Source organism: Kitasatospora sp. NPDC001660 (genome assembly GCF_053596725.1).
In genome coordinates, this window is sequence record NZ_JBSFGU010000012.1 from 12,109 (window position 1) to 39,084 (window position 26,976).

Here is a 26,976-nt window from a genome sequence, read left to right on the forward strand (position 1 = left end):
CGCCTCAAGCGGACGCCTCGGAGCCGAGGCCCAAAGTGGAGGAAGACCGATGACCCCGCAGTCCCACGCCCTTGAGCTGACCCCCGAGGAGCGCGAGGCCGGTCTCGACGCCGACCAGCTGCGCCGCCTCGTCGGCCTCGTCGAGCACGACCCGGCCACCGACCCGTTCCCCGTGACCGCGCAGGACGCGGTCGTGTTCGTGGTCGGCAACGCCACCCAGACGGCCCAGTTCTACCAGGCCGTGTTCGGCATGGAACTGGTCGCCTACTCCGGCCCGGAGACCGGCCGCCGCGACCGCAAGTCCTTCGTGCTCCGCTCCGGCTCGTGCCGCTTCGTGATCAAGGGCGGCGTCCAGCCGGACAGCCCGCTGCTGGACCACCACCGCCGCCACGGCGACGGTGTCGTCGACCTGGCCCTCGAGGTGCCGGACGTCGACAAGTGCATCGAGCACGCCCGCGCGACCGGCGCCACCGTCCTGGAGGAGCCGAACGACATCTCGGACGAGAACGGCACCGTGCGCCGTGCGGCGATCGCCACCTACGGCGAGACCCGGCACACCCTGATCGACCGCTCCCGCTACCACGGCCCGTACCTGCCGGGCTACGTCGTGGCCGAGAGCAGGGTCAAGCACCCCGAGGGCTCGCCGAAGCGGCTGTTCCAGGCGCTCGACCACGCGGTCGGCAACGTCGAGCTCGGCAAGATGGACGAGTGGGTCTCGTTCTACAACCGGGTCATGGGCTTCGTGAACATGGCCGAGTTCGTCGGCGACGACATCGCCACCGACTACTCCGCGCTGATGTCGAAGGTCGTCGCGAGCGGCAACCACCGGGTGAAGTTCCCCCTCAACGAGCCGGCGATCGCCAAGAAGAAGTCCCAGATCGACGAGTACCTCGAGTTCTACACCGGTCCGGGCTGCCAGCACATGGCGCTCGCCACCAACGACATCCTCACCACGGTCGACGTGCTGCGTGCGCGCGGCGTGGAGTTCCTCAACACCCCGGACGCGTACTACGACGACCCGGAGCTGCGCGCCCGGATCGGCAAGGTGCGCGTGCCGATCGAGGATCTGAAGAAGCGCGGCATCCTGGTCGACCGCGACGAGGACGGCTACCTGCTGCAGATCTTCACCAAGCCGATCGGCGACCGCCCCACCGTGTTCTACGAGTTCATCGAGCGCCACGGTTCGCTCGGCTTCGGCAAGGGCAACTTCAAGGCGCTGTTCGAGTCGATCGAGCGCGAGCAGGAGCGCCGCGGCAACCTGTGAGCGTCGCGGAACTCTGAGTCGCGAGACTCTGGGCACGGTCGGCGTACCGTGGGCACGAGCGGCTGAGCACGGTCGAGGAGGAGCAGGGAGATGGCGTACTACCGGCAGCTGGGCAGCATCCCGCCCAAGCGGCACACCCAGCACCGCACACCCGAAGGCGGGCTGTACTACGAGGAGTTGATGGGCGAGGAGGGGTTCTCCTCCGATTCATCGCTGCTCTACCACCGGGGCATCCCGTCCGCCGTGGTGAACGCGGTGCCGTGGGAGCTGCCGGACCAGTCCACGGTGCCCAACCATCCCCTGCTCCCCCGCCACCTCAAGCTCCACGAGCTGTTCGCCGGCCAGGAGTGGAAGGCCGCGGACGTGGTGAGCGGCCGGCGCCTGGTCCTCGGCAACGGCGACGTGCGGATCTCGTACGTCGCGGCCGGGGCGCCGAGTGAGCTGTACCGCAACGGGCTCGGCGACGAGTGCGTGTACGTGGAGTCCGGCTCCGGCACGGTGGAGACGGTGTTCGGTTCGCTGGAGGTCGGCCAGGGCGACTACGTGATCATCCCGCGGGCGACCACGCACCGCTGGGTGCCGTCCGGGGACGAGCCGCTGCGGGCGTACTGCATCGAGGCGAACAGCCACATCACGCCGGTGAAGCGTTACCTCTCCAAGTACGGGCAGCTGCTGGAGCACGCGCCCTACTGCGAGCGGGACTTCCGCGGGCCGGTCGGGCCGCTCGTGGTCGATGCCCCCGGGGACGTCGACGTGCTGGTCAAGCACCGCGGCCCGAACGGGATCTCGGGCACCCGCTACACCGTGCCGCACCACCCGTTCGACGTGGTGGGCTGGGACGGCTGCCTGTACCCGTACGTGTTCAACATCCGGGACTTCGAACCGATCACCGGGCGGATCCACCAGCCGCCGCCGGCCCACCAGGTGTTCGAGGGCAACGGATTCGTGATCTGCAACTTCGTTCCCCGCAAGGTGGATTACCACCCGCTGTCGATCCCGGTGCCGTACTACCACGCCAACGTGGACAGCGACGAGGTCATGTTCTACTGCGGGGGCGACTACGCGGCCCGCAAGGGCTCGGGCATCGCCCAGGGTTCGATCTCGCTGCACCCGGGCGGGCACACCCACGGCCCGCAGCCGGGCGCGTACGAGCGCAGCATCGGCGTGGAGTTCTTCGACGAGCTCGCGGTCATGGTGGACACGTTCCGCCCGCTGGAGCTGGGCGAGGGCGGCCGGGCGAGCGAGGACGCCGACTACGCGTGGACGTGGGCGGGGCGGGGGCCCGGGCGATGAGCGCCACCGGCTCCTCGGTCCCGGAACTGTTCCGCGGACTCTTCGACGACGCGGCGGTGTTCCCGCCGGGGAACCTTCCGGTCGTCGAAGCGGTGCCCGCGCACCGCGCCCACCGTGCGGCCTGGTACGCCGACGCGGTCGGCCCCTTCCTCTGCGGGGCGGGCCGGTTGGGCGAGCTGGCCGCGGCAGTGGAGGGCAGCGGGCCGCTCAGGATCGGGCTGGTGCTGCCGGGGGGCAGTGCCGAGCTCGGGCCGGCGCTCGACGCCGCCGCGCCGTTCGAGGTCGCGGGCGTCGAGCTCGCGACCCTCGACGTGCACGAGGCCGTGGCCGAGCTGGACCGGCTGCTGCCGCCGGACGTGCCCGCCGCGGTCGAGCTGCCGCGTGAACTCCTGCGCGGGGACGGGCTGGACGAGACGCTGGACGCCTTGGTCGACAGCGCCTACCGGGCGAAGTTCCGCACAGGCGGGACCGTCGCCGGGGCTTTCCCGGGCGAGGACGAGCTGGCCGCGTTCCTGACCGGCTGCGCGCTGCGCGGTCTGCCGTACAAGTGCACGGCCGGGCTGCACAACGCCGTCCGGCACACCGATCCGGTGACCGGCTTCGAGCACCACGGCTTCCTCAACGTGCTCCTGGCCGCGCAGGAGACGGACCGCGCCACGGCCGCCGAGGTACTGGCCGAGCGCGACGGCGACGTGCTGGCCAAGGCCGTCCGCGCCCTGAGTGCCCATCAGGTTACGGTGATCCGCAACTCGTTCACCGCGTTCGGCACCTGCAGCATCGCCGAACCCCTGGACGACCTGGCCGTGCTCGGCCTGCTGTCGCCCAGCCCACTTGCCCAGGAGGACCGTTGAGCATCCCCCGCAGCTGGCTCGCCAGCGCCCAGGACTCGCCGTTCGGCGTGCACAACCTGCCGTACGGTGTCTTCACCGCCGCCGACCAGCCCGGGCGGCGCCGGATCGGCGTGCGCGTCGGGGACTTCGTGCTCGACGCCGGGGCGGCTGCCGGCTCCGCCGGGGCGCCGTCGGCGCTGCTGGCCGCGGACTCGCTCAACCCGCTGATGGCGGCGGGGCGTTCGGCCTGGACGCAGGTGCGGGCCGACCTCACGCTGTGGCTGACGGACGAGTCCTACCGCGAGGCGCTGTCGCTGGCGCTGCTGCCGGTGGGCGAGGTCGAACTGCACCTGCCGTTCGAGGTCGCGGACTACGTCGACTTCTACGCGAGCGAGCACCACGCCACCAACCTGGGCCGGATCTTCCGCCCGGGCACGGAGCCGCTCACCCCCAACTGGAAGCACCTGCCGATCGGTTACCACGGGCGGGCCGGCACGGTCGTCGTGTCCGGCACGCCCGTGGTGCGCCCGCACGGGCAGCGCAAGGCGCCGGCCGACGCGGCGCCGTCCTTCGGCCCGTCGCGCCGGCTGGACATCGAGGCCGAGGTCGGCTTCGTCGTCGGCGCGCCGTCCCGGCTCGGGCGGCCGGTCGTCCTGGACGACTTCCGCGAGCACGTGTTCGGCGTCTGCCTGGTCAACGACTGGTCCGCGCGCGACATCCAGGCCTGGGAGTACGTGCCGCTCGGCCCGTTCCTCGGCAAGTCCTTCACGACCTCGGTCTCGCCGTGGATCGTCCCGCTCGACGCCCTCCAGCACGCCCGGGTCAGCCCGCCGGAGCGCGACGTCGAGCCGCTGCCGTACCTGGACGACCGCGGTGGCGAGCCGTGGGGCCTGGACCTGGCGATGGAGGTCCGCCTGAACGGGCACCTCGTCTCCCGGCCGCCGTTCGCGTCGATGTACTGGACGGCGCAGCAGCAGCTCACCCACATGACGGTCAACGGCGCGTCGCTGCGCACGGGTGACCTGTTCGCCTCGGGGACGGTCAGCGGGCCCGAACCGGACACCCGGGGTGCGCTGATCGAGCTGACCTGGAACGGCGAGGAGCCGCTGAAGCTGCCGGACGGCACGACGCGGACGTTCCTGGAGGACGGCGACGTGGTGACCATCACGGCGACGGCGCCGGGCCCGGACGGGACGGTCGTCGGGTTCGGCGAGGTCACGGGGCAGGTCGAGCCCTAACGGGCGGCGGACAGATAGCAACCAACAGATGACAGCTGACAGATTTCATCTTCTGTCAGCTGTCATCTGTTGTACGTTCGGCCTAGTACGGTGGGCGGCAGGGACAGGGATCTTCGACACCGACGAAGGGGAGCGGGCCCGATGAGTGACGAGGTGCAGGTCCACCAGGACGGCGGGATCGGGCGGATCACGCTGCACCGGCCGAGGGCGCTCAACTCCCTCACCCACGGCATGATCACGGCCGTCCACGCGGCGCTGGACGCGTGGGCCGCGGACGACACCGTGCGCGCCGTCGTCCTGACCGGAGCCGGCGAACGTGGGCTCTGCGCCGGCGCCGACATCCGGGCCCTGCACGACGACGCCAAGGCGGGCGGCGCCGGCGCCCGGGCGTTCTTCCGCGACGAGTACCGGCTGAACGCCTTCATCGCCCGCTATCCCAAGCCGTACGTGGCGGTCATGGACGGCATCACGATGGGTGGCGGCGTCGGCCTCTCCGCCCACGGTGCGGTGCGGATCGTCACCGAGCGCTCCCTCGTCGCCATGCCCGAGACCCGGATCGGCCTGGTGCCGGACGTCGGCGGAAGCCGCCTGCTGGCCCATGCCCCGGGCGAGTTGGGCACCCACCTCGGCCTCACCTCCGCGTCGATGGGCCCCGGCGACGCCGTGCTGTGCGGCTTCGCGGACCACTTCGTCCCGTCCGCGAAGCTCCCGGCCCTGCTCGACGCCCTCGCCGAGGCCCCGGACGTGGCCACCGCTGTCGCCGCGCACGCCGAGCCCGCACCGCCCTCCGCCCTCGCGGCCCAGCGCGAGTGGATCGACGCCTGCTACGCCGCCGACACCGCCGAGGAGATCGTCGAGCGCCTCGTCGACTCCGGGGTGCCGGAGGCGAAGGAGGCCGCCGAGCTGGTCCTCGCCAACTCGCCGACGGCGGTCAAGTCCGCCCTCGCCGCGCTGCGCCGGGCCCGGTCGCTGCCCTCGCTGGAGGCGGTGCTCGACCAGGAGTACCGCGTCTCGTGCACGGCGCTGGACAGCCACGACCTGGTCGAGGGCATCCGCGCCCAGGTGATCGACAAGGACCGCAACCCGCGCTGGTCCCCTGCCTCGCTCGCCGAGGTGACGGGGGCCGACGTGGCACGCCACTTCGCCCCGCGTGAGGGCGACGAGCTCGGCCTGGCCTAACCCGCGCACCCGGCCGGACCGCGACCACTCGCCGGATACGCTGATCCGCCTGCCCGTTGAGCCCCGTCGAGAGCCGCCATGAACCGCCCGGCCCCGCCGCTGCCGCCCCCGGACACCGATCCGCTGTCCCCCGTGCCGCTCGGCGACCAGGTGCACGGGCTCGTGTTGGAGGGCCTGATAAGCGGGCGGTGGCAACCCGGCGACCGGATCGTCGAGCGGCATTTGCCGCCGAGTTGAACGTCAGCCAGGCGCCGGCACGCGAGGCCCTACGCGCGCTGCAGGCCCTCGGGCTGCTCGACGCCGAGCCCAACCGGGCCCGCCTGCCCGCTGGCGACGACGTCGCCGAAGGCATCCTGCGCGGCCTGTACCGGTACCGCGCCGCCGAGTCGCCAACACCCGCCGAGGCACCGCGGTTCCAGCTGCTCGCCTCGGGTGCGGCCGTGCGTTGGGCCCTGGTGGCGCAGCGGCTGTTGGGCGAGGAGTGGGGTGTGGCGACGGACGTGCGGTCGGCGCCGTCGTGGACGGAGCCGCGCCGAGGCGATGGGCTGCGATGCGCGGCAGCCCGGGTCCCGTGCGTAACCCGGGCGCTGGTAGGGGCACCGGGCCCGGGGCTGGCGGTCAGCGACTGGATGCGGCCCGGGGTGGGACCCGTGACGACCGTCTCGCATGCCAAGACTGGCGCGAGGCGGGGCGCGTCGTAGATCGTTGGGTGGTCAGGCGCGCCCGTGCGGCGCCGAGCAGCGGAATGGGAGTCGACGGCGATGACCGAGACCGAGACCTACGAGACGATCCTGGTCGAGCGCAGGGGCCGGGTGGGGCTGATCACGCTCAACCGGCCGAAGGCGCTCAACGCGCTGAACACGCGGCTGATGAACGAGGTCGTCGCGGCGGCCACCGCCTTCGACCGGGACCCGGAGATCGGCTGTCTGGTGATCACCGGGTCGGAGAAGGCCTTCGCGGCGGGCGCCGACATCAAGGAGATGCAGGGCAACCAGTTCCCGGACGTCTACCTCGACGACTGGCTGGGCCCGTGGGACCGGCTCGGTCAGCTGCGCAAGCCGGTCGTCGCGGCGGTGGCCGGCTTCGCGCTCGGCGGCGGCTGCGAGCTGGCGATGCTTTGCGACATCCTGCTGGCGGCGGACACCGCGAAGTTCGGGCAGCCGGAGATCAAGCTCGGTGTGATCCCGGGCATCGGCGGCTCGCAGCGGCTGACCCGGGCGATCGGCAAGGCGAAGGCGATGGAGCTGTGCCTGACCGGCCGGATGATGGGCGCCGAGGAGGCCGAACGGGCCGGCCTGGTCTCCCGGATCGTCCCGGCCGACCAGCTGCTGGCGGAGGCGCTGGCCACCGCCGAGACCGTCGCGGCGATGTCCACGCCGGCGGCGATCATGATGAAGGAGAGCGTCAACCGCGCCTTCGAGACCACGCTGGCGGAGGGCGTCCGCTTCGAGCGCCGCCTCTTCCATGCGGCGTTCGCGACCGCGGACCAGAAGGAGGGCATGAACGCCTTCGCCGAGAAGCGGCCGCCGGCGTTCATCAACCGCTGAGCGAGGACGGGGAAAGACGGACGGCGGACGATTGACGGGTAACAGATGACACCGAACAGATGACAGATGATGAAATCTGTCATCTGTTCGCCGTCCCCCGTCAGGCTTCCTCCGCCAGCACCGTATTGAGGCGGGCGAACCCGCTGCGGGTCGCGGCGACGACGATCTGGTCGCCCGGGCCGAGGCGTCGGGTGCGGTCGGCGTAGTTCCACTGCAGGTGCGGGCTGCGGGCGACCCGCGCGGCGATCACCCGGACGCCGTCCGGGTCCTCCAGGTCGTGACGGTTCATGCCGATCAGCCCGCTGCCGTCCTCCACCGTCAGCTCCGCGATCAGCAGCACGTGCCGGAACACCGAGAGGGTGCCCAACACCTCACGCCCCATCAGGGCCGCGGCGAACGCGGGCGCCGCCAGGTAGGACACGGAACGCGACGCCGCGTTGTCCAGCGTCGCGTAGAAGTGGCCGGCGAAGTTGTCGTCGAACAGCCGCACCACCACCCGCACGTCGGGGTTGCCGTGGCGCGCCTCCAGCGCCGCCTCCAGGTTGGTGGCGTCGTCGCCGCTCACCGCGACCACCGCCCGGCTGTGCTTCAGGCGGGCCCTGCGCAGCTGCTCCTCGAACGGGCCGTCCCCGAGGACGACCGGGATGCCGAGCGCCCGGACGGCGGCGATGCCGCGCGCCTGCGGGTCGCGCTCCATGCAGACCACCGGGACCCCCAGCTCGTGGAGTTGGCCGACGACGCGGGTGCCGACGTTGCCGAGGCCGACGACGATCACGTGGTCCCGGGTACCCGCGCTCGGGTTGCGGGGCTGGCCGCGCCGCCCGGAGGCGAGCACCTCGACCACGATCGCGGTGGCGACCGGCGCGAACGTGATGCCGCAGAGCGTGATCACCACCTGCGCGGCCCGCTGCCATACGCCGCCCGTCCCCGTCCCGGCCGCGATGTCGGAGGGCTGGTCGGGCTGGGCCGCGCCGGCGAGGTCGAGCAGCGAGATGTAGACGGTCCAGCCGAAGTCCCGGCTCAGGTACCAGAGCACCGCGAAGGACATCAGCACGGCGGCGAGCGCGATGAGCAGCATCAGCCGCATCCGGGCGCTGGTGAAGTAGCGGGCGGTGTCGAGCAGCCGCCAGCGCAGGCGCCGCGCCCAGCTGATCGGTTCGCGCGGTTCAACCGGCAGCGCCTGGAGGGCGGCGATCCCGCCCTCGTCGTCGACCACCGCGGACATCGCTTCGGCCGCCTCAGCGGCTTCAGCGGCTTCGGCCGGGCGGCGCGGACCGGGGACACCGGCGACACCACCACTGGCACCGTCGCCGGCACCGACGCGCACCGGTCCGTCGTCCCCGAACTCGCTCGCGAGCCGGACGAACTCGGCGGAGCCGCCCTCCTGTTCGGGCATCAGCCGGATCTTGCTGAGGTCCTGACGGTCGATGCGGTCGGCGACGACGCAGAGCCGGTCGGAGGTGATCGCGTCGTCGAAGGCGATGTGCAGGAAGCGCCCGCCGACCGCGACCGAGTTGGGCCGGCCGAGCGCGGCCGCGGCGAACGCGGGTGCGGCGGTGGCGGACCCGGAGAGCGCGGCGCCGTTCTTGAGGAGGCGTTCGATGTTCTCCCCGAGGCGCTGGTTGAACATCCGCAGGACGATCCGGATGTTCGGGTTGTGGCCCTGGGCGCTGAGCGCTGCGTGGATGTTCTCCTGGTCGTTGCCCTCGACGAGGGCGAGGCCGCGCGCGGTCTCGATGGACACCGCGCGCAGCGCCTCGTCGGTGATGCTGCCGTACTCGACGACGGCCGAGACGCCGGTCAGTTGCTCGATCTGCGGTGCGTGGTCGCGGTCACGGTCCGCGACCAGGACGACGACCGGGACCTCGTAGTGCTCGACGAGTTCCAGGATCAGCCGGTGGGCCAGCGCGTTCCCGCCGCAGACGACGAAGTGCTGGCTGATCGGTTCGACCGGAGGGGTCCCCCACCCTTCTGAAGTCATACCGCCGGATGATATCGACGACAGGTGTTCGGAAGGTGTCGTTCCGGGAATCGCCGCACCCCCGAACGGCGGTATCGCACGAGCGGTTCGTGACCGGTGCGTCGAGGGTGGGTGTCGTCCCCCGTCCCTTCCCCGCCCGAGGAGGCACCACCGTGGTTCCCCCGATCATCTCCCCCGACGGTTCCCCAGACCAGGGCCCGCTCGGGCTGCTCGCCAAGGCCGCCTGGCAGGTCCTGCTGCTCGCCGGGCTGGCCTCGCTCGGCCTCGGCGTCGTCGTCTTCGCCTGGCCGCGCGAGACCCTGCTGGTGGTGGGCGTGCTGTTCGGCCTGTACCTGCTGGTCATCGGGATCGTCCAGCTGGTCGCGGCGTTCGGCACGCACGCCACCACCGCGCTGCGGGTGCTGGCGTTCATCAGCGGCGCGATCTGCGTGCTGCTGGGGTTGCTCTGCTTCCGCAGCGCGGCGCAGTCGCTGCTGCTGCTCGCGCTCTGGATCGGCATCGGCTGGCTGTTCCGGGGCATCACCCAGCTCGCCGCCGCCCTCTCCGACCCGCACATGCCCGCGCGCGGCTGGCAGGGGTTCGCAGGCGTGGCGAACACGCTGGCCGGTGTGCTGCTGATGGTGTGGCCGGTTGGTTCGATCGCCGCGTTGGCGGTCCTGGCAGGTTGCTGGCTGCTGATCCTCGGCCTGATCGAGATCGTGACGGCGCTCCAGATGCGCAGCCGGGCGAAGCGGATCCCCTCCGGCGTGTAGCGGGTCCCGTCGGGTGGGCGACCGCCGTTCGCCGGACGGGCGCAGCCCTGGCTACGGCCTGGGCGCGTAGCCGATCCGGAAGGTCGCGGCCTCCAGCCGGTCGGCGCCGATCCGGACGTCCGTGAGCCGCTCGGCGAGGGCGAACGCGGACTCGGTGTTGAGGTCGGTGTTCTTGTCGTCGAGCCGGAACCCGCAGGACGTCAGCAGCTCCGGTATGCCTGGGGCGTCGGCGTCCGAGCCGTCCCGCTGGGCGGGGAAGAGCGGTTCGAAGTGGAGCCGGCAGGCCGCGCCCTCCCACCAGTTGAAGTGGTCGACGGCGTTGACGTTGCGGAAGTGCGAGACGGCGCGGGTGCCGTCGGCGAGGCGGGGCAGGAGGTCCCAGAGGCTGCCGAGGTACCCGTAGGGTTCGACGGCGAGGGCCCAGCCGTCAAGTTCGGTGACGGCGACGAGGAGCCGGTCGGCGTACTCGTCGTCGTCGAACAGGGCCCCGGCCTCCTCGTCCTCGCCGTCGTCGAAGGTCTCCCAGGCGGTGACGACCGCGCCCAGGCCGGTGACCTCCCGGCCCGGGGCGGCGTCGAAGCGGCGCAGCAGTTCTTCGGTGCCGATGCCCTGGACGTGTGTCAGGCAGTAGGCCTCGCCGAGCAGGGGGTAGCTCTCGGCGAACCATGTGAAGTCGGTGGCGTGTGCGGTCATGGGCCGATGCTGCCAGACGGCTGTGACACCGTCAGAGCCAGGTCGGCCGGTCGGCTCCCCAGCGGCCGGGCGGGCGGGACCAGTTGGTGGGCGCACCGTCGTAGGCGATGGGCGGCAGGGCGTGACGCAGGCGTCCGTAGGCGGAGTCGGTCTCGGTGAGGTACCGCGCCGGGTCGTAGGGGGCGGTCTCCGTAGGCGTGCCGGTCGCGGCGGGTTCGGCGGCGGCTGCCTCGGCGAGTCGGATGTCGTGGAGGAGCCAGGAGGCGGTGCCGGCGAGGGAGAAGCGCAGGTGCCGGCCGCCGGGGCGGCCGGTGCGCTGGTCGGTGAGGGCGCGCAGGACGGCGGCGGCGATGAGGTAGCCGGTGCCGTGGTCGAGTGCCTGGGCGGGGAGGGCGCCGGGGCGGCCGTCGGGGGCGGCCTCGTGGGCGGCGATGCCGACGCCGGCCTGGACGAGGCTGTCGAAGCCGCGGCGTCCGGCCCAGGGCCCGGTCCAGCCCCAGGCGCAGAGCTGGACGACGATCAGGCCGGAGCGGCGGTCGAGGAGGGCGTCGGGGGCGAGGCCGTGGGCGTCGAGGGCGCCGGGGCGGTAGCCGGTGATGACGGCGTCGGCGGTGGCGAGGAGTTCTTCGAAGGTGGCGCGGTCGGCGGGGTCGGCGAGGTCGAGGCGTGCGGTGCGCTTGCCGAAGCCGGTGTCGGCGTGGGCGTCGTCGGCCTCGGGAAGGTGGGGCGAGTCGATCCGCAGCACGTCGGCGCCGAGGAGGGCGAGGGTGCGGGTGGCGACCGGGCCGGCGATGACCCGGGTGAGGTCGAGGATTCGGATGCCGGCGGCGGGCAGGGGGTCAGGGCCGAGCGGGCGAGGTGTGGCGGATGCCGGGCCGTCCGGGCCGTCGGGGCCGTCGGGGCCGATGATGCGGGTCTCGACCAGGGGGTGCACGGTGTCGCTCATCGGCGCAACGGCCACCGCGAGCGCCCCCGCCTCGTACGCGCGTTCCTGGATCAGTTCGGCGGGCTGTTCGCTCAGCACCTTGGCGAGTTGCTCGGGCCCGGCGCCCTCGGGCAGGCCGAGGGCGGCGAGCAGCCGGGCGCGGTGGTGCGGGTAGTTGGCGTGGGTGCGGACCCATCCGTCGGCGGTGCGCCAGAAGCCCGAGTGCGGGGCGAAGCTGACGGGCGCGCGGCCGTCGACGGTCAGGTGGCGTTCGCTGACGAAGGCAGTGGCGACGGCGCCCTGGTCGACCCGGACGGCGGGGACGGGGCCGCCTGCCCGGTGGGCGGCGAGTTCGGCGGCGGCGAGGGAGCAGGCGGCGACAGTGGCCCGGGCGAGGCGGCGCACGGGCAGTCCTGAGGGCAGAACGGTGTCGGGGCCGTGGAAGGAGACCCGGTCCAGCAGTTCGGCGGAGCCGCCGAGGGCGGCCCAGGCGTGTGCGGTGGGGCCGTCGACGGGCGTGGGCTCGGCGGACGGCCGCCCGGGCGAGTCCTGCTCAGGGGACGTCCGGGTGGGGGACGTCCGGGTGGGGGACGTCCGGGCGGGGGACGCCTGAGCGGAAGGTCCCTGGGCGGGAAACGTCTGTCCGGAGGACGTCTGGGCGGCAGGGAACTGCTCGGCCGGGGGTATCGGACGCTCTGTCATGTACGGCATTGTGCTCCGGTTCCCGGGTTGCCGCCGTGACGCCCACCACCCGCCCGCCATCCGGCTGTCTCCGGTCCGCCGTGGGCCCGGTCCCGTCCCAACACCCCACCGGGCCGTGCCGATCGGCGGATGGAGCGCGGACGGCCGACGGATAGGGTGCGGCCGGGGTGCCGCTGCGGCGCCCGTACGGGGACAGGGGGCCTGAATGCACGCGGTCCGCCGTCTCGACCTGGGCTACTTCGTCCGGCCGGCCGCCGAGGTGGGCGGCCCGCGGCCGCGGGCCGAACCGGTGCTCGCCCCCACGGGGGCGGTGCTCGCCCGGCGGGCGGCGCTCGAAGGTGTGGCACAGCCGCTGCCCGACTATCCGCGGTGGCTGGACCGGCTGACCGCGTGCGGGCCGCGCCGGGTGCTGTTCGCGCACGACAACGCGGTGTGGGAGCCGGCCGGCTAGGGCCTCGGGCGCCTCGCGGACCGGCCGGGCGCGACGCCGAAAGGCGTACGCCCAGAACACCCAGAAGATCGAGAAGGCCCAGAAGGTGATCAGAAGGTGAAGCGCAGCGCCCGGATGCGGTTGTCGAAGCTGGACGGGACGAGATCCGGCTCGCCGACCGACCGCAGCCCGGGCAGGCGGGTGAACAGCTCCCGGAACAGCACCTTCATCTCCTGCCGGGCCAGGTGCGCCCCGAGGCAGTAGTGCGGACCGCCGCCGCCGAAGCCCAGGTGGGGGTTGGGGGTGCGGGTGATGTCGAAGGCCTCCGGGTTGGTGAAGACCGTCTCGTCGCGGTTGGCCGACCCGAAGAAGAGGACGGCCTTCTCGCCCGCCCGCAGCAGTGGTCCGCCGGGGCCGCCGAGCTCGTGGTCGACGGCCAGGGTGCGGCGGAACTGGATGATCGGGGTGGCGTGGCGGACGATCTCGTCGACCGCGCCGCCGAGCCGCCCGTCCAGGTCGCCGAGGAGCAGGGCGCGCTGGTCGGGGTGGGCGGTGAGCAGGTGCAGGCCGTGGGCGAGCGCGTTGCGGGTGGTCTCGACGCCGGCGACGAGCAGCAGGGAGAAGAAGGCGCCGAGCTCGCGGCCGGTGAGCCGGCGCCCGTCGACGTCGGCAGTGACGAGGGCGGTGACAAGGTCGTCGGCGGGCGCGCGGCGGCGCCGACGGCCGATCGCCGCGACCATGAGCTGCATCCGGGCGAGCGCCGCCAGCCCGCGGCCGGGCACCCGGAGGCGGCGGCGCAGCGCTCGGGCGACGCCGGTGTGTTCGGAGGCGTGGTTGACCTGGTCGAGGACGGCGCGGCGGGGGCGCTCGGGGATGCCCATCATGTTGCAGATCACCTGGAACGGGAGTTCGGCGGCGACTGCGGTGACGAAGTCCTCGGGCCGGTTCCGCTCGACGTCGTCGACGAGGCGTACGACGACGCGGCGGATGTCGTCCTCGGCCTTGGCGAGGAGGCGGGGGGTGAAGGCGCGGGAGACGACTCGGCGCAGCTGGGCGTGGCGGGGGTCGTCCAGGTTGACCATGGAGTCGCCGAATAGGGCCCGGACCCAGCGGGACGGTTCGGGAGTGGTGACGCCGGGGGCGCTGCGGAAGACGGCGGGGGTGCGGCTGGCCTCGACCACGTCGGCGTGACGGACCAGGGCGTGGTAGCCGCGGCCGCCGGCGCGGTCGCCGACGTAGAGGGGGGTGGAGCGGCGGCGCAGTTCGGCGAAGGCGGCGGCACGGGTGGGGGCGGGGAGCTGCCAGAAGCGCGGGCCGGCGAGGTCGGGTGCGGGACCAGGGGCGAGGGTGGACCCGGCCTTGACGGGTGCAGCCGGGCCGGTCGTGGTGTCCATGGCCGGGTCTCCTGGTGGTTCCGCAGCGCTGACGCTGGCACCGGGGTGTGCTCATCGTACGTGGATGTGCACATTTAGTAACCGAAGGATGGGTGATGTCAAATCACCCTGATGGTCGTACGAGCAGCTGCGCGCCTGGCCGGCTCGTCGGTCGGCCGGTCCGGCCGGAACGGCCGGGCAGCGTCAGTCAAGGCCGGGCCGGTCAGGTCAGCCGCGGTGACGGGCTCCGGCGACGCGGGCGGGCATGGTCTCACGAGACGGAACCGGCCAATACCGGAGGGTGCGGTCCGAGCGCGGCCCGGCGGGTGCGACGATGAGTGCCATCGTGATGACCGACCGGATCCGCTCGCTGCGCGCCGTGGTCTTCGCCGCGCTGTGCGTGGCGCTGGCCGCCGCGGCGCACGTCGCCATGGGCGGAGCCGGGGTGTCGCCACCGGTCCTGACCGGCGCCTGCGGTGCGGTCCTCGGCGTGACCTGGCTGCTCGCCGGGAGGCGGCGCGGGCTCGGGGTGATCGGCGCCTGGATGGTCGCGGCGCAGACCGCGCTGCACCTTCTGTTCGAACGCGCCGGGGCGCTCGCGCCCACGGGCGGCGGGCTCGGCCGGCTCACCGGCACGGACTGGGCGGCCCTGCTGCTCTGCAACCCCGACCGGGTGCCGGGCGGGTTGTCGCCCGACGACCTGGCCAGGATGGCCGGACTCGACCCGGACGCTCCACCGGCCGCCGGGCTGCGGCACGGTCTCGGCTCTGCCGCGGCCTCGGGGGGTGGTCTCGGCGACGGCATGGCGACGGACCTGACCGGAATGGCCGGGATCACCAGGATGGGCGACATGCCTGGCATGCCTGGGATGTCCTCCGCATCCGGCGCGACCGACGCCTCCGGTCATGCCATGGCCGCCCACGGGATGGCACACGGCATGTCCCACGGGATGTCGGTGGGGATGGTCGCCGCCCACGTGCTGGCCGCGTTGGCCTGTGCACTGCTGCTCTGGCGCGGTGACGCCGCGCTGGTCCGGATCTTCGAACTGCTCGGCGCCGTCGTCGCGGTCACGCTGCTGGTCCCGCTGCTGGCTCTTTGCGCGCGCCCCTCCGGCTTCCGCCCGCCGACCCCGCCCCGGCCCGCCGACCGGCGGACCCGGCTGCCGCGGCAGGTGCTGCTCACGCACGCCGTCGTGCGACGCGGGCCGCCCGCGCTCGCCCTCGCCTGCTGACGCGCCCGTCGTCCACGTTCCATCCGCCTCACCCGGCCGGCCACCGCCGCCGGGGGCACCGCGACGGGCAGGTCGCCCTGCCGTCCGACCGAGCGCGCTGCGCCGCCGTGCCGCCAGGGCCCGGGCCCGTACCTGCCGCCGTCCCTCCACTCGGGTTCGGTGCGCGGCGCGGACGACCCATGGACGCCGACGGCGCCGCCCGGGGCGGCGCCGCTCCCAGCCCTTCCCTCAGGACCCTTCATGCCTGACTACGGCGGCGCACCGGCTTTGCCCGGCGCCCTCGTCCTACCGATGCGGGCCGCCCGGCCCGTCCTCTTCCAGCCGGGCCAGCAGGCTCGCGGACCACTCCGCCGACGGGCCGTCGGCCGCGCCCTCCGCCACCCGGCCGCGCAGCCGCTCCGCCCGCTCCAGCCAGTCCCGGCAGCCCGCGCAGCGGGCGACGTGGCCGTCCAGACGGCCGTCCGAGAGCCCGGCCGCCTCGCCGTCGAGGCGGGCGGACAGGGCGGTACGGAACTGCGCGCATCTCATATGGCCATCGTCCACCAGAGCTTCGACGGTCGGCGCGGCCGGGTCGGAGGCCGCCGTGGATGACGATCAGCTCACCGCGCTCGCCCTGACCGCCCGGGCCGGCCGGGCACCGGATGTCGAGGCCTTCATCCGCGCCACCCAGCGGGACGTGTGGCGGTTCGTCGCCCACCTGACCGACGTGCAGTCCGCCGACGACCTCGCCCAGGAGACGTTCCTGCGGGCGCTGCGCAGCCTGCCCGGGTTCGCCGGGCGCTCCTCGGCCCGCACGTGGCTGCTGTCGATCGCCCGGCGCACCGTGATCGACCGGTACCGGACGGCAGCCGCCCGGCCGCGCCTGGCTGCGCTGCCGGACTGGCAGGAGGCCGCGGAGCGACAGGGGGCCGGGCCGGCGGCCGGATTCGAGGACGGGATCGCGCTCGGCGACCTGCTCGACCGGGTGCCCGCGCAGCGGCGGGAGGCGTTCGTGCTGACGCAGGTGGTCGGCCTGAGCTACGCCGAGGCAGCCGAGGTGGTGGGGTGCCCGGTCGGCACCGTCCGGTCCCGGGTCGCCCGGGCCCGGGAGGAGCTGATGGCCCGACTGCGGGCGGCCGACAGCGGGGGGCTGGCGGCGGTCTGCTGAGCTCGGCGTGCCGGCGGGGGGCTGACAGGAGGCAGCCGACAGCCGACAGGTTTCAGATGACAGATGACAGATTTCGAAATCTGTCATCTGTCATCTGTCGGTTGTTCGCCTCCCCTCGGCGACGAGGGCCGGCCCGGCGAGCAGGCCGGGCAAGCAGGCCGGGCAAGCAGGCCGGTGGACCGCTGGAGCCTCGTCGTGGCCGCCGGGCTGCTCTCGTTCGTCGCGATGCTCGACATGAACGTGGTCAACCTGGCGCTCACCGACATCTCGGCCGGCCTGCACGTCTCCACCGGGGACGCCCAGTGGGCCGCGCCGGGTGACCAACTCCCCCTCGTCGCACTGCTGTTGCCCGCCGGGCGGTGGGTGGATCAGGTCGGCACTCCTCGGCCCTCCTGCTGGCCGTCGGCTGCTTCGCGGCGTGCAGCGCGCTCGCCTCTGATGATGACCGCCTCGCCGCCCGGACGGCTGGCCACCGCGGCTCCGCCGTCCAGCTCTCCCGCAGCCGCGGTTTCGCCCTCGGCCCCGCCCTCGCCAGATCACCCTGCTGCGCCACCCTGACCAGCTCGCGCGCCTCACCGGGGATCGGCGCGCTCCACGAGCCCGGCGTGCAGATCCTGATCGGCTCGGACGGCCACATCTTCGGCGACCTTCGCGAAGTCCGAGGTGTCCGAGAGTCAGGAGGAGTCCAGGGAGTTCGGGGGCGGGGCATAGGCTGGCCGGATGGCCGAACCCACCGTCCTGCGGGACGATCTCGACCTGCCCGTCCGGCTCGCCCCGGGCCCGGTGCGGCGGGTCGTCTCGCTGGTGCCGTCGCTGACCGAGTCGATCGCCGCCACCGCCCCCGGGCTGCTGGCCGGCGCCACCGACTGGTGCACCCACCCGGCCGGACTGGCCGTCCCGCGGATCGGCGGCACCAAGAACCCGGACGTGCCGCGGGTCCTCTCGCTCGCCCCGGATCTCGTCCTCGCCAACGACGAGGAGAACCGGCGGCCGGACCTCGACGCGCTGCGGGCGGCCGGCGTGCCCGTGTGGGTCACCGACATCCGCACCGTCGACGGCGCGTTCCGCTCCCTGGACCGGCTGCTGACCGTCGCCTGCGGCCTGCCGCGGCCGGGCTGGCTGGACGGGGCGGAGGCGGCGTGGCGGGAGGTGACGTGGCGGGGGACGGACGGTCCGCGGGCGATCGTGCCCATCTGGCGCCGCCCGTGGATGGTCCTCGGCCGCGACACCTTCGCCGGGGACGTGCTCCGCCGCCTCGGCGTGCGGCTCGTCCACTCCAGGCACGCCGAACGCTACCCGGCCATCCCGCTGCCCGAACTGCTCGCCTGCGCACCTGACTTGGTGATCCTACCGGACGAGCCGTACCGATTCGCCGCCGACGACGGCCCCGAGGCGTTCCCGGGAGTGCCGACGGCGCTGGTCAGCGGGCGCCACCTGACCTGGTACGGACCCTCGCTCGCGCAGGCCCCGGCGGTGCTCGGCGAGGCGCTGGGTCACCCGTTCGCACAAGGCGGGATCACGCCCCCGTAGGATGACCGCCACTCGCCGGGACCGCCGGCGATCAGGTGGGGGAACCAGACATGGCAGTAAGGACATCCCGGCGTGCGCTGGTGATGGTGTCGGCTGCGGCCGTCTCGACGGCCGTCCTGGCCGGGTGCGGCAGCAAGTCCGCGACGACCGGCACCAACGCGGCGTCGGGCACGACGGCGGTGGCCGCGAGCGCCTCGCCCGGTGACACGGCCGCGGCGAGCGTGTCCGTCAGTCCGTCCGCGAGTGCGACGCCGTCGCCGTCCGCGAGCGCCGGCGCCACCGGCAGCCCGAGTGCGACGGCAGCGAGCAAGTCGGCCAAGGCGAGCCCGTCGCCGAGCGCGAGCAGCGCCAAGCCCGGCGCGGCCAAGCCGTCCGCCGAGAGCGCGGAGAAGCCGCCCGCCCAAGCCGCCCCCGTCGCCGCGGCCCCTGCGCCGACCGCCAAGCCCGGCCCCGTCGCACCCCCGCCACCACCCGCGCCCGAGGGCCCGCACACCCCGCCGTTGCAAAGCAGCTGCAAGCCGAGCAAGCCGCAGCCGGACGAGCCCAAAGACGCCGTCGGCGCCGCACTCACCGCCGCGGCGGGCCAGGCCCGCACGCTCACCCTCAGCAGCGGAGGCACCGACAAACTCCCGCCACTGCCCGTCAACCTGGTCAAGGCCATCGCCTGGCAGGAGAGCGGCTGGCAGTCCGGCATCCTCGCCTGCGACGGCGGGATCGGCTCCATGCAGGTCATGCCGAACACCGTCAGCTGGATGAACACCAAGTTCGGCACCCTCTCCGACCCGAAGACGCTGGCCGGCAACGTCCAGCTCGGCACCCAGCTGCTCGACTGGCTGGTCGCCTACTTCGGCGACTCCGGCTTCGGCGGCACGTACGATCTCTCGCCCGACCCCGCCACGGGGAAGACGCCGCTGCTCGACCTCGTCATCTCCGCCTACAACGCGGGCGCGGGCAACGTCCACTACAACACCGCCACCGACCCGGCCACCGGCGGGACCGTCGGCAGCCTCGTCATCCCGAACCCGGGCTACGTGGCCAACGTGAAGGCGCTCATGGCCGGCCAGCCCTGGAACAGGGCGGGCTGACGGCGAAGGGCCCGGAACGCACTCCGGCGTTCCGGGCCCTTCGGGCGTCGCGGTGTGTCCGTCAGCCTCGGGCGCCGGTGACGGCGGCGCCCAGCGCCTCCTTGATGCGCGGGCCGAGACGGCCGAAGCCCAGCTCCTTCATCGCCGCGCGCAGCAGCTCCTCGTCGCTGCGCTCGACCCCGTCGCCGTCCACCCAGCGGACGACCGCGAGCAGTTCCTCCGCCGAGTAGGCGGTCACGGGACGCCCGGGTGTGAAGTCCGGCTTCGCCGGGCGCCCGGCGGACTCGGGCGCAGCGGGCTGCTCGGTCTCGGCGGGCTGCTCCGGCTCGACCGCTTCTGCCGCGACGCCGGACTCCTCCTCCACCGGCGCAGGAGCCTCGGCGGCCGGCTCGACGGCCGGCTCGACGGCGGCCTCCGGCTCCTCCGTCACCTCGGCCTCGACGGCCACGGTCGCCTCGACCGCCTCCGGGGTCTCGGCGGTCACCTCGGCCGGAGCCTCGGCAGGGGCCTCGACCTCGGAGGTCGGCTCGACGGTCGGGTGGGCGGTCGACTCGTCCTCGACGGCGACCTCCGGCGCGACGGCCTCGGGCTCGACGGCGACGGGCGCGTCCGCCTCGACCGCTTCTGCCGCGACGCCGGACTCCTCCTCCACCGGGGCGGGAGCCTCGGCGGCCGGCTCCACGACGGCCACGGCCTCCGGCCCGGCGAGGTCGGCAGGCGCCTCGACCTCGGCGATCTCCCCGACAACGGCCTCCGTCTCGGCGGCCTCGGCGTCGGCCTCACCAGCAGGCTCGGCCTCCGCGAGTTCATCGGCAGCGGCCTCAACTGCCGTCTCCTCGACCACCTCGGCGGGCACCTCGACCTCGACGGCCTCCGGCACCTCAACAGCCGCCTCGGCGGCCACCTCGACCTCGGCAACCTCCAGCTCGACAGCCTCGCCCTCAACTGCCGCCTCCTCGACCACCTCGGCGGGCACCTCGACCTCGACGGCCTCCGGCACCTCAACAGCCGCCTCGGCGGCCACCTCGACCTCGGCGATCACCTCGACCGCAGCCTCGGACTCCTCGGCTTCGGCCGGCGCGTCCTCGGCCTCGACGAGTGCCGCAGCGGCGGCGGCCACGAGGTCGTCGGCCGCCGGGGACGGGGCCGGGAGGGAGACGACGGACGGCTCGGCCTCGGCCTCGGCCTCAGCGGACGGCGCCTCGGCGACGTCCTCCGAAACCGGAGCCGGAGCCGCGGCCTCCTCCGCCAGCCCGTCGCGCTGGCCGCCGGCCAGGGCCTGGCGGGCGGTGTAGGCGGCTTCGGCGGCGCGGCGGTCGGCCTTGGCAGCGGCGAGTTCGGCGAGCAGGTCGCCGAGGCCGGCCTCCTCCAGGGTGGCGCGCAGGCTGCGGATGGTGGGCAGGCGGTAGAGGGTGCCCTCGTCGGCGGCGAGCCGCTCGACGAGGTCGATGAGCTCGTCGAAGGGGAGGCCGTCGAGGTCGTGTTCGGGCAGGACGCGGGCGAGTTCGTGCAGGCCGGCGTTGATCGCGTCGAAGGTCTGCGCGGTCCGCTCGACCAGGGCGCCGTCGGCGGGGACGGTCGGGTGGGTGCCGAGGAGGGCGAGGGCCGCCCAGGCGCGGCGCTCGATCTCGGCGGAGATGAGCGCCTCGTGGAGGTCCTCGCGGCGGGTGCGGCGGTCGGTGGCGAGGGCGGCGGCCTGCTTGCGCAGGGCGCGGGCGCGCAGCCAGGACAGCTTGATGCCGCGCTCGCGGCGCCAGGCGCCGTCGGCGGTGGCGGCGGCGAGGGCGTCGAGGTCGGCGTCGTACGCGGCGCCGGTGAGGGTCGCGGAGGTGCGGTGGACGCGCTGGAGGAGTTCGACGAGGAGCACGGTCTTGGCGACGGTGTCGGGCTCGGCGAGCTTGGCGTCGGCGGCGAGGGCGGTGACGGCTTCCCAGGTCTGGGTGAGGTCGCGGCCGCGCAGCTCGGCGAGGGCGCTGCTGGCGGCGCGGGCGTCCTCGGGGGTGGCGACGGTGTCGAGGGCCGCGTACCAAGCGTGGGTGTCGGCGGTGAGGGTGAAGGCGCCGAGGTCGGCGTAGCGGCCGAGGTCCTCGCGGAGGTCGGGCTCCGCAGCGGCGTCCTGGGGGTCCTTGACGTCTGCGGCGTCGGCGACGTCCGCCGGGTCGGCTGCGTCGGCGTTGCGCGAGTGAAGCACTGTCATGTGAGGTCCGGTTCTGGGCGACGACGGCGGGGCTGGCGGCGAGGGGACGGCGGACCAGTACGCGGGGTGCCCCGGGGCGGGGGCGCGCGGTCGGGCCGCCGGTTGTGGACGCCCAGAATACGGGTGCCCGTTCGAGCCTTGCACGCACCCACCGTCCGACGGGGTGGTGTCGCGTGCCATACCGCCCGCCTGGGCGCTACTGGGGAGGGCCGGGCGGGTGGCCGTCGGCGGGGCCGGGCGGGTGGTGGTGTCCGCCGTCGGGGTGACGCAGCCAGCCAAGGGGGATGGTGCGGGTCCGCCGGCCGAGGGGCGGGCGGTGGCCGACGCGGGCGAGGGCGGCGAGGTCGACGGGCGCGAGGTATTCGTACAAGGGGGTGCGGTGCCACCACGCACCGGTTCGCCGCAGTTCGCGCCAATCGGTGAACCGGTAGAGGTGGAGGGTCGCCCGGACGTGGGTCGGCGGGGCGTCGGGGAAGGGGTTGTGGCGCAGCAGGCGCAGGGTGGCGGGGTCGCCGGTGAGGAGGCGGGCGGCGAAGGGCAGGAACCAGGGGCGGGCGTAGGCGGGTGAGATGCCGGCGAACCACATGAGCCAGTCGAGCCGCAGGTGGTAGGGGGCGTACTGGCGGGGCAGGCGGCGGACGTCGCCGGGTTTGCCCTTGAAGCCGTACTCGCGCCAGACGGTGTGGGGGGTGAGGACGGTTTCGTCGGTGCCTTCGACGACGACTTCCTGGCGGACGCGGTTGATGCTGCCGAAGGCGCCGTAGGTGTTGACGAGGTGGATCCGGTTGAAGGAGCGGTTCATGACCTGGCGGCGGGAGAGGAGGTTGCGCGCGGGCCAGTAGCTGAGGACGGCGACGGCGGCGGTGAGCGCGAGGACGAAAGCCTCGAACCAGGCGGGGGTGGCCGGGTGGGTGCGGGGGTGGGCGGGCAGGCCGAGGCGGGCGGGGTCGACGGCGGCGAGGGCGAGGGTGATGGTGAGCCAGTTGAGCCAGGCGAAGTTGCCGGAGGCGATCAGCCACAGCTGGGTGGCGGTGATCAGGCAGGCGGCGTAGGTGGCGACCGGTTGAGGGAGGAAGAGGCAGAGCGGGACGACGAGCTGGACGACGTGGTTGGCGGCGACCTCGACCCGGTGGAGGGGGTCGGGCAGGTGGTGGAAGAACCAGCTGAGCGGTCCGGGCATGGGCTGGGTCTCGTGGTGGTAGCGCAGGCAGGTGAGGTCGCGCCAGCAGCTGTCGCCGCGGATCTTGATCAGTCCGGCGCCGAACTCGACGCGGAAGACGAGCCAGCGCATCAGCCACAGGACGGGGGCGGGCGGGGCGGTGTCGGCGTTGCCGAGGAAGGCGGCGAGGAAGCCGGCTTCGAGGAGGAGGGACTCCCAGCCGAAGGAGTACCAGGTCTGGCCGACGTTGACGATGGAGAGGTAGAGCACCCAGAGCACGGCCCACGGCAGCGGGGAGGCCCAGAGCGGGACGGCGTCGCCGAGTCCGGCGACGAGGGCGGCGGCCACGGCGGCCCCGGTCCAGGCGACGGCGGCGAAGTAGCGGTCGCTGTAGTGGAAGTGGAACAGGCTGGGCGCTTGGCGGAAGGGGACGCGGGCGGTGAAGCGCGGCACCGGGAGCATGCCGTCGGCGCCGATGAGGGCCCGGAACTGGGCGGCGGCGGCGAGGAAGCCGATCAGGTAGAGGCCGGCGAGCATCCGCTGGACGAGCAGCCGGCTCAGCCAGTAGTCGGGGGCGGCGAACCAGTCCATCAGGGCTCCGTACGGGAGAACCACCGGCCCCGGTCAGCGCGGGAAGTCGTGCCCGTGATCCGGCGGCCGCCTTGTAGGTTCACGCCCTGCGTGACGCGCGGCGGGCAGGGCTTGTCCGGGGCCGTCCAGTTGGCTGGCTTGAAGCCCCCCGGCTTCGGCCGTTGGGGAGGAGTCACGCGGCCCATGCCTACCATCGGCGGCCGTGAGGCGGGGCGCGGCTGCTGAACGAGGGCGGCTGGTTCACCCGCATGGGCGCGGCGGCCGCTCCGCGCGGCTCGGGCGCCATCGCTCTGCCGGAGCTGCGGGACTGCCGTTCGCTTCGGCCCGGGCCCCCTTTCGACCTGCCGTGTCGAATGACGGCTCGCCGTTTCCGAGGGGCCATCGCGACGGCAGTGTGGCGGGGAGCCTCTCCTCGGGGGTGAGAGGCGCCCCGCCACACTGGACGGTCTCGGCGGTGCCGGCGGTCTGCCCGGTCTCGACGGTCTCGGCGATCGCGAGGACCTCGACGGCCTCGGTGGTCCCGCCGTTCGTGACGCGTGGTGCGTCGTGGTGTCCGGTCGTGCGTCCGGGCGTCCGTCCAGCCGGACGTCCGACCGCGCAGCCGGGTGCGGGCTGGTGGGGTGGGTGGTGCCGCGAGCGGCCGGCCGGCCGCTCAGCCCGGCAGGACCATTCCGCTCTCCCCGGCGATGCCCGGGCGGCCGGCGGATCCGCTCTGCTGGAGCCGGTCGACCAGCAGGGCGGCCAGCGTGCCGAGTTCCTCCTCGGTGCGGGACTGCGCGGTGACGTCCATGCCGACGGTGAGGACACCGTTGATCTGGCCGGTGCGGGCGGTGCGCAGCGGGGTGCAGGTGAAGCTGAAGATCTGCTGCCCGCGCTGGCTGTCGGGACGGCTTGACTGGATCCGGACGTCGCCCAGGACGGTGGCGCGCCCGGTGTGGTAGGCCTCGGCGACGGCCTGCTGGAGGCCGGCCGCGCCGAGCTGCGGGTAGGCCGCGCCGATCATGCCGTAGGCCACCGGGGCGCCGAAGGTCTCGGCGTGCTGGGCGTTGGCGTAGCGGATCTCCTGGCCGGGGCCGTCGGTGAGCATGATCGGGAACGGCGAGCCGTCGAAGGCGGCGAACATCTCCTGCTGCTGGGCGAGCAGGGTGTCGCGCAGCCGGATCTCGGAGAGCAGCGCCTCGGCGAGGTGCTGGATGTCGCGCAGCCGCTCGCGGCCCCACTGGCGGGGCTCGCGGTCGAGGACGCAGACGGTGCCGATGACGGTGTTGGTGTCGTCGACGAGCGGGGCACCGAGGTAGGCCCGCACGCCGAGTTCGTCGACGACCGGGTTCCCGGCGAAGCGGGGGTAGGCGAGGATGTCGTCGAGGGCGAGCGGGGAGCGCTGGGCCACGACGTGGGGGCAGAAGCCGTGGCTCAGCGGCATCTCGCGCGTGGGGAGGTCGAAGGCGATGCCCCGGTCGGCCCAGGACGCGCCGTCGTCGGACGCGGTTTCGGAGGAGTTTGGCGGAATGTAGAGCCCCCGGAACATCTGGCGCTCGTCGTTGATGAAGTTGACCATCGCGATGGGGGCGCGGGTGATGCTGGCCGCCAGGTGGGCGAAGCGGTCGAAGGCCTCGTCCGCGGAGGGTTCGTTGAGACCGAGGGTGCGCAGTCTGCGGGTGCGCTCGGACTCGCCGGCGGCACCCGGGAACTGGCCTTGAGTGCTCATCACATCAGTCATGGCGCACATGTAATCAGACATCCGGGGGGTTCGGCGCCCCCGAGACGGGTCCTTGTGGTTGCTGATGGACAGTCAAAGCCGCATGTGAACGGCCGCTCAGCAGGTTGCCGCATGGACGAAGATCACTTCCCATCCGACGGCGCCGCAAAACCAAACGAATATCGGATGATCCTTTTCGCGCCAATCCAAGATCGGCTCTGGGTGATGCCCTTATGCCCATATGACAATGAGCCCTGCCGAAGACACGGACGGTAGCCCCAACCCTCGGGGAGCCCGGCCGGAGTTCCGCATGCACCGGTTGCACGGGGGCACACGGGGCAACCGGCCGCCACCCCACACCCCACACCCCATCGCAGCGGCGGCCGGCGCGGCATCGACGGCACGGACGGAGGGCACGACACCCGCGAAACGAGAGGACCCCGGCATGACCATGGACTACTTCACCGACGAGCGTCACGAGAGCCTCCGGGCGGAGGTGCGCGAGTTCGCGGAGAAGGAGATACGTCCGCACGTGGCCAGAATGGAGGCCGACCGGCAGGTGGAGTTCGAGCTCTCGCGCGAGATCGCCCGCCGGGGCTGGATCGGCGTGACCATCCCGCACGTGTTCGGCGGGCTGGGGCTCGGGCACCTCGCCAAGACGGTCATCGTCGAGGAGTTGGCCCGCGTCAGCGGCGCGATGGGCGCCATGGCACAGGCCTCGCAGCTCGGCGTCGCCAAGGTCCTCCACTACGGCTCCGACGCCCAACGGCGCAAGTGGCTCCCGAAGTTCGCCTCCGGAGAGTCGCTGCCCACCATCGCCGTCACCGAGCCGGAGTCCGGCGGCCACGTGCTCGGCATGGCGGGCACCGCGCGCCGCGAGGGCGACGAGTACGTCCTCAACGGGCGCAAGTGGTTCGTGGGCAACTCCCACATCGGCGACGTGCACGGCGTCGTCCTGCGCACCGACCAGGGCAGCCGGGGACTGTCCGCGTTCCTCGTCGAGAGCGACCGCCCGGGCTTTCGCACCGGCACGCTCGGTTCGCAGAGCGGGCTGCACGGCTTCAGCTTCGGCGAGATCATCTTCGAGAACTGCCGCGTCCCGGTGACCAACCGGCTCGGCCGCGAGGGCCAGGGCCTGGACGTCGCCTACTCCTCCTCCACGCTGTACGGGCGGCTCAACCTCGCCGCCGTCGCGCTCGGCATCCACGTCGCGATCGTCGAGGACACCGCGCGCTTCGCCGAGGAGCGGATGCTGTACGGCAAGCCGCTGAACCAGCTGCCCAACATCGCGCTGAAGCTCGGCGAGATGCAGTCCCGGCTGATGACCGCCAAGCTCGCCGCCTACCACGCCTCCCACCTGCTCGACCACGGCAAGGCCTGCGACGCCGAGCTGATGAACGCCAAGCTCATCAACACCGAGTACGCGCTCGACTCGGCGCGCAACGCCATGGAGATCCACGCCGCCCGCGGCCTGCACGCCGACTTCAACATCGAGCGCTACCAGCGGGACGCCACCCACGTCTACCCGCCGGCCGGCACCTCGGACATCCAGCGGCTGCGGCTCGGGCAGATCGCCTCGGGCACGTACGGCAAGCAGTGGTCGGCGGAGCTGTCCGGGCCGGCCAGCTGGGCGTGGACAGAACTGGCGCAGCGGGAGGCCCAGCTGGAGGAGGCCGAGCGCCGCGGTGGCGAGGTGATCACGATGCCGCTGGCGGGGTAGCGGGTCGGCGGAGCGCAGACGACAGCCCCGGCGGCCTTGATCGGACCGACCACCCCTGTTCGCCGGTCCGCACGGCCCGCCCGACTCTCGGCCGCTCGGCAATCGGCCGCTCGACTCTCGGCCGCTCGCCTCTTGGCCGCTCGGCTGCCGACCCTTCGGCATACCGACGTTTGACCTGTTCCTGACGGCTCTCCGGGAGGCTCCCCCGACCTCCCGGGGAGCCGTCGCCGCTTCCGGCAAAGCCGTTCCACCTGCGACGATCCGTCGTCGCACAATTCGGCGAGTGAACTCCGCGACCGCCACGAGCTGTTTACATATCGTCAGTTGATGTTGCGGCGAGGGCACCTGGGGCTGGTAGCGTTCCTGCCGTCGGCGGCCGTGCTGCACCCCGCCCGGACACTGACACCACG

22 protein-coding genes and 2 pseudogenes are annotated in these 26,976 nt (G+C 73.3%); 16 read left to right on the forward strand and 8 right to left on the reverse strand.

Annotation, left to right across the window (positions count from 1 at the left end; genetic code table 11):
• The first annotated feature begins 49 nt into the window (after positions 1-49).
• The 8 genes and pseudogenes from hppD to ACWCXH_RS15520 all read left to right on the forward strand — a co-directional run bounded on the left by hppD (position 50) and on the right by ACWCXH_RS15520 (position 7,351).
• A complete protein-coding gene (hppD, locus tag ACWCXH_RS15485) occupies positions 50-1,264 on the forward strand; it encodes a 4-hydroxyphenylpyruvate dioxygenase (protein ID WP_449801938.1) in 1,215 nt (404 codons plus the stop codon).
• A 90-nt stretch (positions 1,265-1,354) separates the two neighbouring features.
• A complete protein-coding gene (locus tag ACWCXH_RS15490) occupies positions 1,355-2,557 on the forward strand; it encodes a cupin domain-containing protein (protein ID WP_449801939.1) in 1,203 nt (400 codons plus the stop codon).
• Positions 2,554-3,408, forward strand: coding sequence for a hypothetical protein (locus ACWCXH_RS15495; protein ID WP_449801940.1), 855 nt, complete (start codon positions 2,554-2,556; stop codon positions 3,406-3,408). Before ACWCXH_RS15490 ends, ACWCXH_RS15495 begins: the two co-directional genes overlap by 4 nt.
• Entirely contained in the window at positions 3,405-4,625 is a 1,221-nt protein-coding gene (fahA, locus tag ACWCXH_RS15500; protein ID WP_449801941.1) for a fumarylacetoacetase, read from the forward strand. The genes ACWCXH_RS15495 and fahA overlap by 4 nt, the downstream gene beginning before the upstream one ends.
• A 141-nt stretch (positions 4,626-4,766) precedes the next feature.
• Positions 4,767-5,804 (forward strand): enoyl-CoA hydratase/isomerase family protein, encoded by a 1,038-nt coding sequence (locus ACWCXH_RS15505; RefSeq protein ID WP_449801942.1) that lies wholly within the window; start codon positions 4,767-4,769, stop codon positions 5,802-5,804.
• Positions 5,805-5,882: 78 nt separating this feature from the next.
• Positions 5,883-6,041, forward strand: a complete 159-nt coding sequence (locus ACWCXH_RS15510) for a hypothetical protein (protein WP_449801943.1) — start codon at positions 5,883-5,885, stop codon at positions 6,039-6,041.
• A gap of 83 nt (positions 6,042-6,124) precedes the next feature.
• Positions 6,125-6,439, forward strand: a pseudogene (locus ACWCXH_RS15515) (transketolase-like TK C-terminal-containing protein); the annotation flags it as partial.
• 126 nt (positions 6,440-6,565) lie between these two features.
• On the forward strand, positions 6,566-7,351 hold the full coding sequence (locus tag ACWCXH_RS15520; protein WP_449801944.1) for an enoyl-CoA hydratase: 786 nt from the start codon (positions 6,566-6,568) through the stop codon (positions 7,349-7,351).
• A gap of 100 nt (positions 7,352-7,451) precedes the next feature.
• On the opposite strand, the gene ACWCXH_RS15525 is transcribed toward ACWCXH_RS15520, so the two are convergent.
• The gene (locus ACWCXH_RS15525; RefSeq protein WP_449801945.1) at positions 7,452-9,332 is read right to left on the reverse strand and encodes an NAD-binding protein; all 1,881 of its coding nucleotides are present in this window, start codon (positions 9,330-9,332) and stop codon (positions 7,452-7,454) included.
• Positions 9,333-9,484: 152 nt separating this feature from the next.
• Between ACWCXH_RS15525 and ACWCXH_RS15530 the strand changes: the two genes are divergently transcribed.
• On the forward strand, positions 9,485-10,084 hold the full coding sequence (locus ACWCXH_RS15530) for an HdeD family acid-resistance protein (RefSeq protein WP_449801946.1): 600 nt from the start codon (positions 9,485-9,487) through the stop codon (positions 10,082-10,084).
• A gap of 51 nt (positions 10,085-10,135) precedes the next feature.
• Here ACWCXH_RS15530 and ACWCXH_RS15535 read toward each other — a convergent pair whose 3' ends face one another.
• The gene (locus ACWCXH_RS15535) at positions 10,136-10,777 is read right to left on the reverse strand and encodes a DUF6461 domain-containing protein (protein ID WP_449801947.1); all 642 of its coding nucleotides are present in this window, start codon (positions 10,775-10,777) and stop codon (positions 10,136-10,138) included.
• A 31-nt stretch (positions 10,778-10,808) separates the two neighbouring features.
• Positions 10,809-12,164, reverse strand: coding sequence for a CoA transferase (locus ACWCXH_RS15540; protein ID WP_449802097.1), 1,356 nt, complete (start codon positions 12,162-12,164; stop codon positions 10,809-10,811).
• A 553-nt stretch (positions 12,165-12,717) separates the two neighbouring features.
• On the opposite strand from ACWCXH_RS15540, the pseudogene ACWCXH_RS15545 reads away from it, so the two are divergent.
• Positions 12,718-12,855 (forward strand): annotated as a pseudogene (locus tag ACWCXH_RS15545) (N-acyl homoserine lactonase family protein); the annotation flags it as partial.
• A gap of 89 nt (positions 12,856-12,944) precedes the next feature.
• On the opposite strand, the gene ACWCXH_RS15550 reads toward ACWCXH_RS15545, so the two are convergent.
• Positions 12,945-14,228, reverse strand: a complete 1,284-nt coding sequence (locus ACWCXH_RS15550) for a cytochrome P450 (protein WP_449801948.1) — start codon at positions 14,226-14,228, stop codon at positions 12,945-12,947.
• Between the two features lie 313 nt (positions 14,229-14,541).
• On the opposite strand from ACWCXH_RS15550, the gene ACWCXH_RS15555 reads away from it, so the two are divergent.
• Complete coding sequence (locus ACWCXH_RS15555) at positions 14,542-15,438, forward strand: hypothetical protein (RefSeq protein WP_449801949.1); 897 nt, start codon at positions 14,542-14,544, stop codon at positions 15,436-15,438.
• A 285-nt stretch (positions 15,439-15,723) separates the two neighbouring features.
• Here the strand turns inward: ACWCXH_RS15555 and ACWCXH_RS15560 are convergent, their stop codons facing one another.
• The gene (locus ACWCXH_RS15560; protein WP_449801950.1) at positions 15,724-15,966 is read right to left on the reverse strand and encodes a zf-HC2 domain-containing protein; all 243 of its coding nucleotides are present in this window, start codon (positions 15,964-15,966) and stop codon (positions 15,724-15,726) included.
• Between the two features lie 55 nt (positions 15,967-16,021).
• Between ACWCXH_RS15560 and ACWCXH_RS15565 the strand changes: the two genes are divergently transcribed.
• The 4 genes from ACWCXH_RS15565 (at position 16,022) to ACWCXH_RS15580 (ending at position 19,200) form a co-directional block, all read left to right on the forward strand.
• Positions 16,022-16,585, forward strand: coding sequence for a sigma-70 family RNA polymerase sigma factor (locus ACWCXH_RS15565; protein WP_449801951.1), 564 nt, complete (start codon positions 16,022-16,024; stop codon positions 16,583-16,585).
• Between the two features lie 174 nt (positions 16,586-16,759).
• Positions 16,760-17,143: a hypothetical protein gene (locus tag ACWCXH_RS15570; RefSeq protein WP_449801952.1), complete on the forward strand. Its 384-nt coding sequence runs from the start codon at positions 16,760-16,762 to the stop codon at positions 17,141-17,143.
• 162 nt (positions 17,144-17,305) lie between these two features.
• Positions 17,306-18,115 carry a helical backbone metal receptor gene (locus ACWCXH_RS15575; RefSeq protein WP_449801953.1) on the forward strand — a complete coding sequence of 270 codons (810 nt, stop codon included), beginning with the start codon at positions 17,306-17,308 and terminating at the stop codon, positions 18,113-18,115.
• A gap of 50 nt (positions 18,116-18,165) precedes the next feature.
• Positions 18,166-19,200 (forward strand): transglycosylase SLT domain-containing protein, encoded by a 1,035-nt coding sequence (locus tag ACWCXH_RS15580; protein ID WP_449801954.1) that lies wholly within the window; start codon positions 18,166-18,168, stop codon positions 19,198-19,200.
• A 61-nt stretch (positions 19,201-19,261) separates the two neighbouring features.
• Here ACWCXH_RS15580 and ACWCXH_RS15585 read toward each other — a convergent pair whose 3' ends face one another.
• The 3 genes from ACWCXH_RS15585 to ACWCXH_RS15595 all read right to left on the reverse strand — a co-directional run bounded on the left by ACWCXH_RS15585 (position 19,262) and on the right by ACWCXH_RS15595 (position 24,855).
• Positions 19,262-21,397: a hypothetical protein gene (locus tag ACWCXH_RS15585; protein ID WP_449801955.1), complete on the reverse strand. Its 2,136-nt coding sequence runs from the start codon at positions 21,395-21,397 to the stop codon at positions 19,262-19,264.
• 196 nt (positions 21,398-21,593) lie between these two features.
• A complete protein-coding gene (locus ACWCXH_RS15590; protein ID WP_449801956.1) occupies positions 21,594-23,147 on the reverse strand; it encodes a lipase maturation factor family protein in 1,554 nt (517 codons plus the stop codon).
• 652 nt (positions 23,148-23,799) lie between these two features.
• Positions 23,800-24,855, reverse strand: coding sequence for a GAF domain-containing protein (locus ACWCXH_RS15595; RefSeq protein ID WP_449801957.1), 1,056 nt, complete (start codon positions 24,853-24,855; stop codon positions 23,800-23,802).
• 436 nt (positions 24,856-25,291) lie between these two features.
• Here ACWCXH_RS15595 and ACWCXH_RS15600 point away from each other — a divergent pair, with 436 nt between their 5' ends.
• Entirely contained in the window at positions 25,292-26,566 is a 1,275-nt protein-coding gene (locus tag ACWCXH_RS15600) for an acyl-CoA dehydrogenase family protein (protein ID WP_449801958.1), read from the forward strand.
• Positions 26,567-26,976 lie beyond the last annotated feature (410 nt).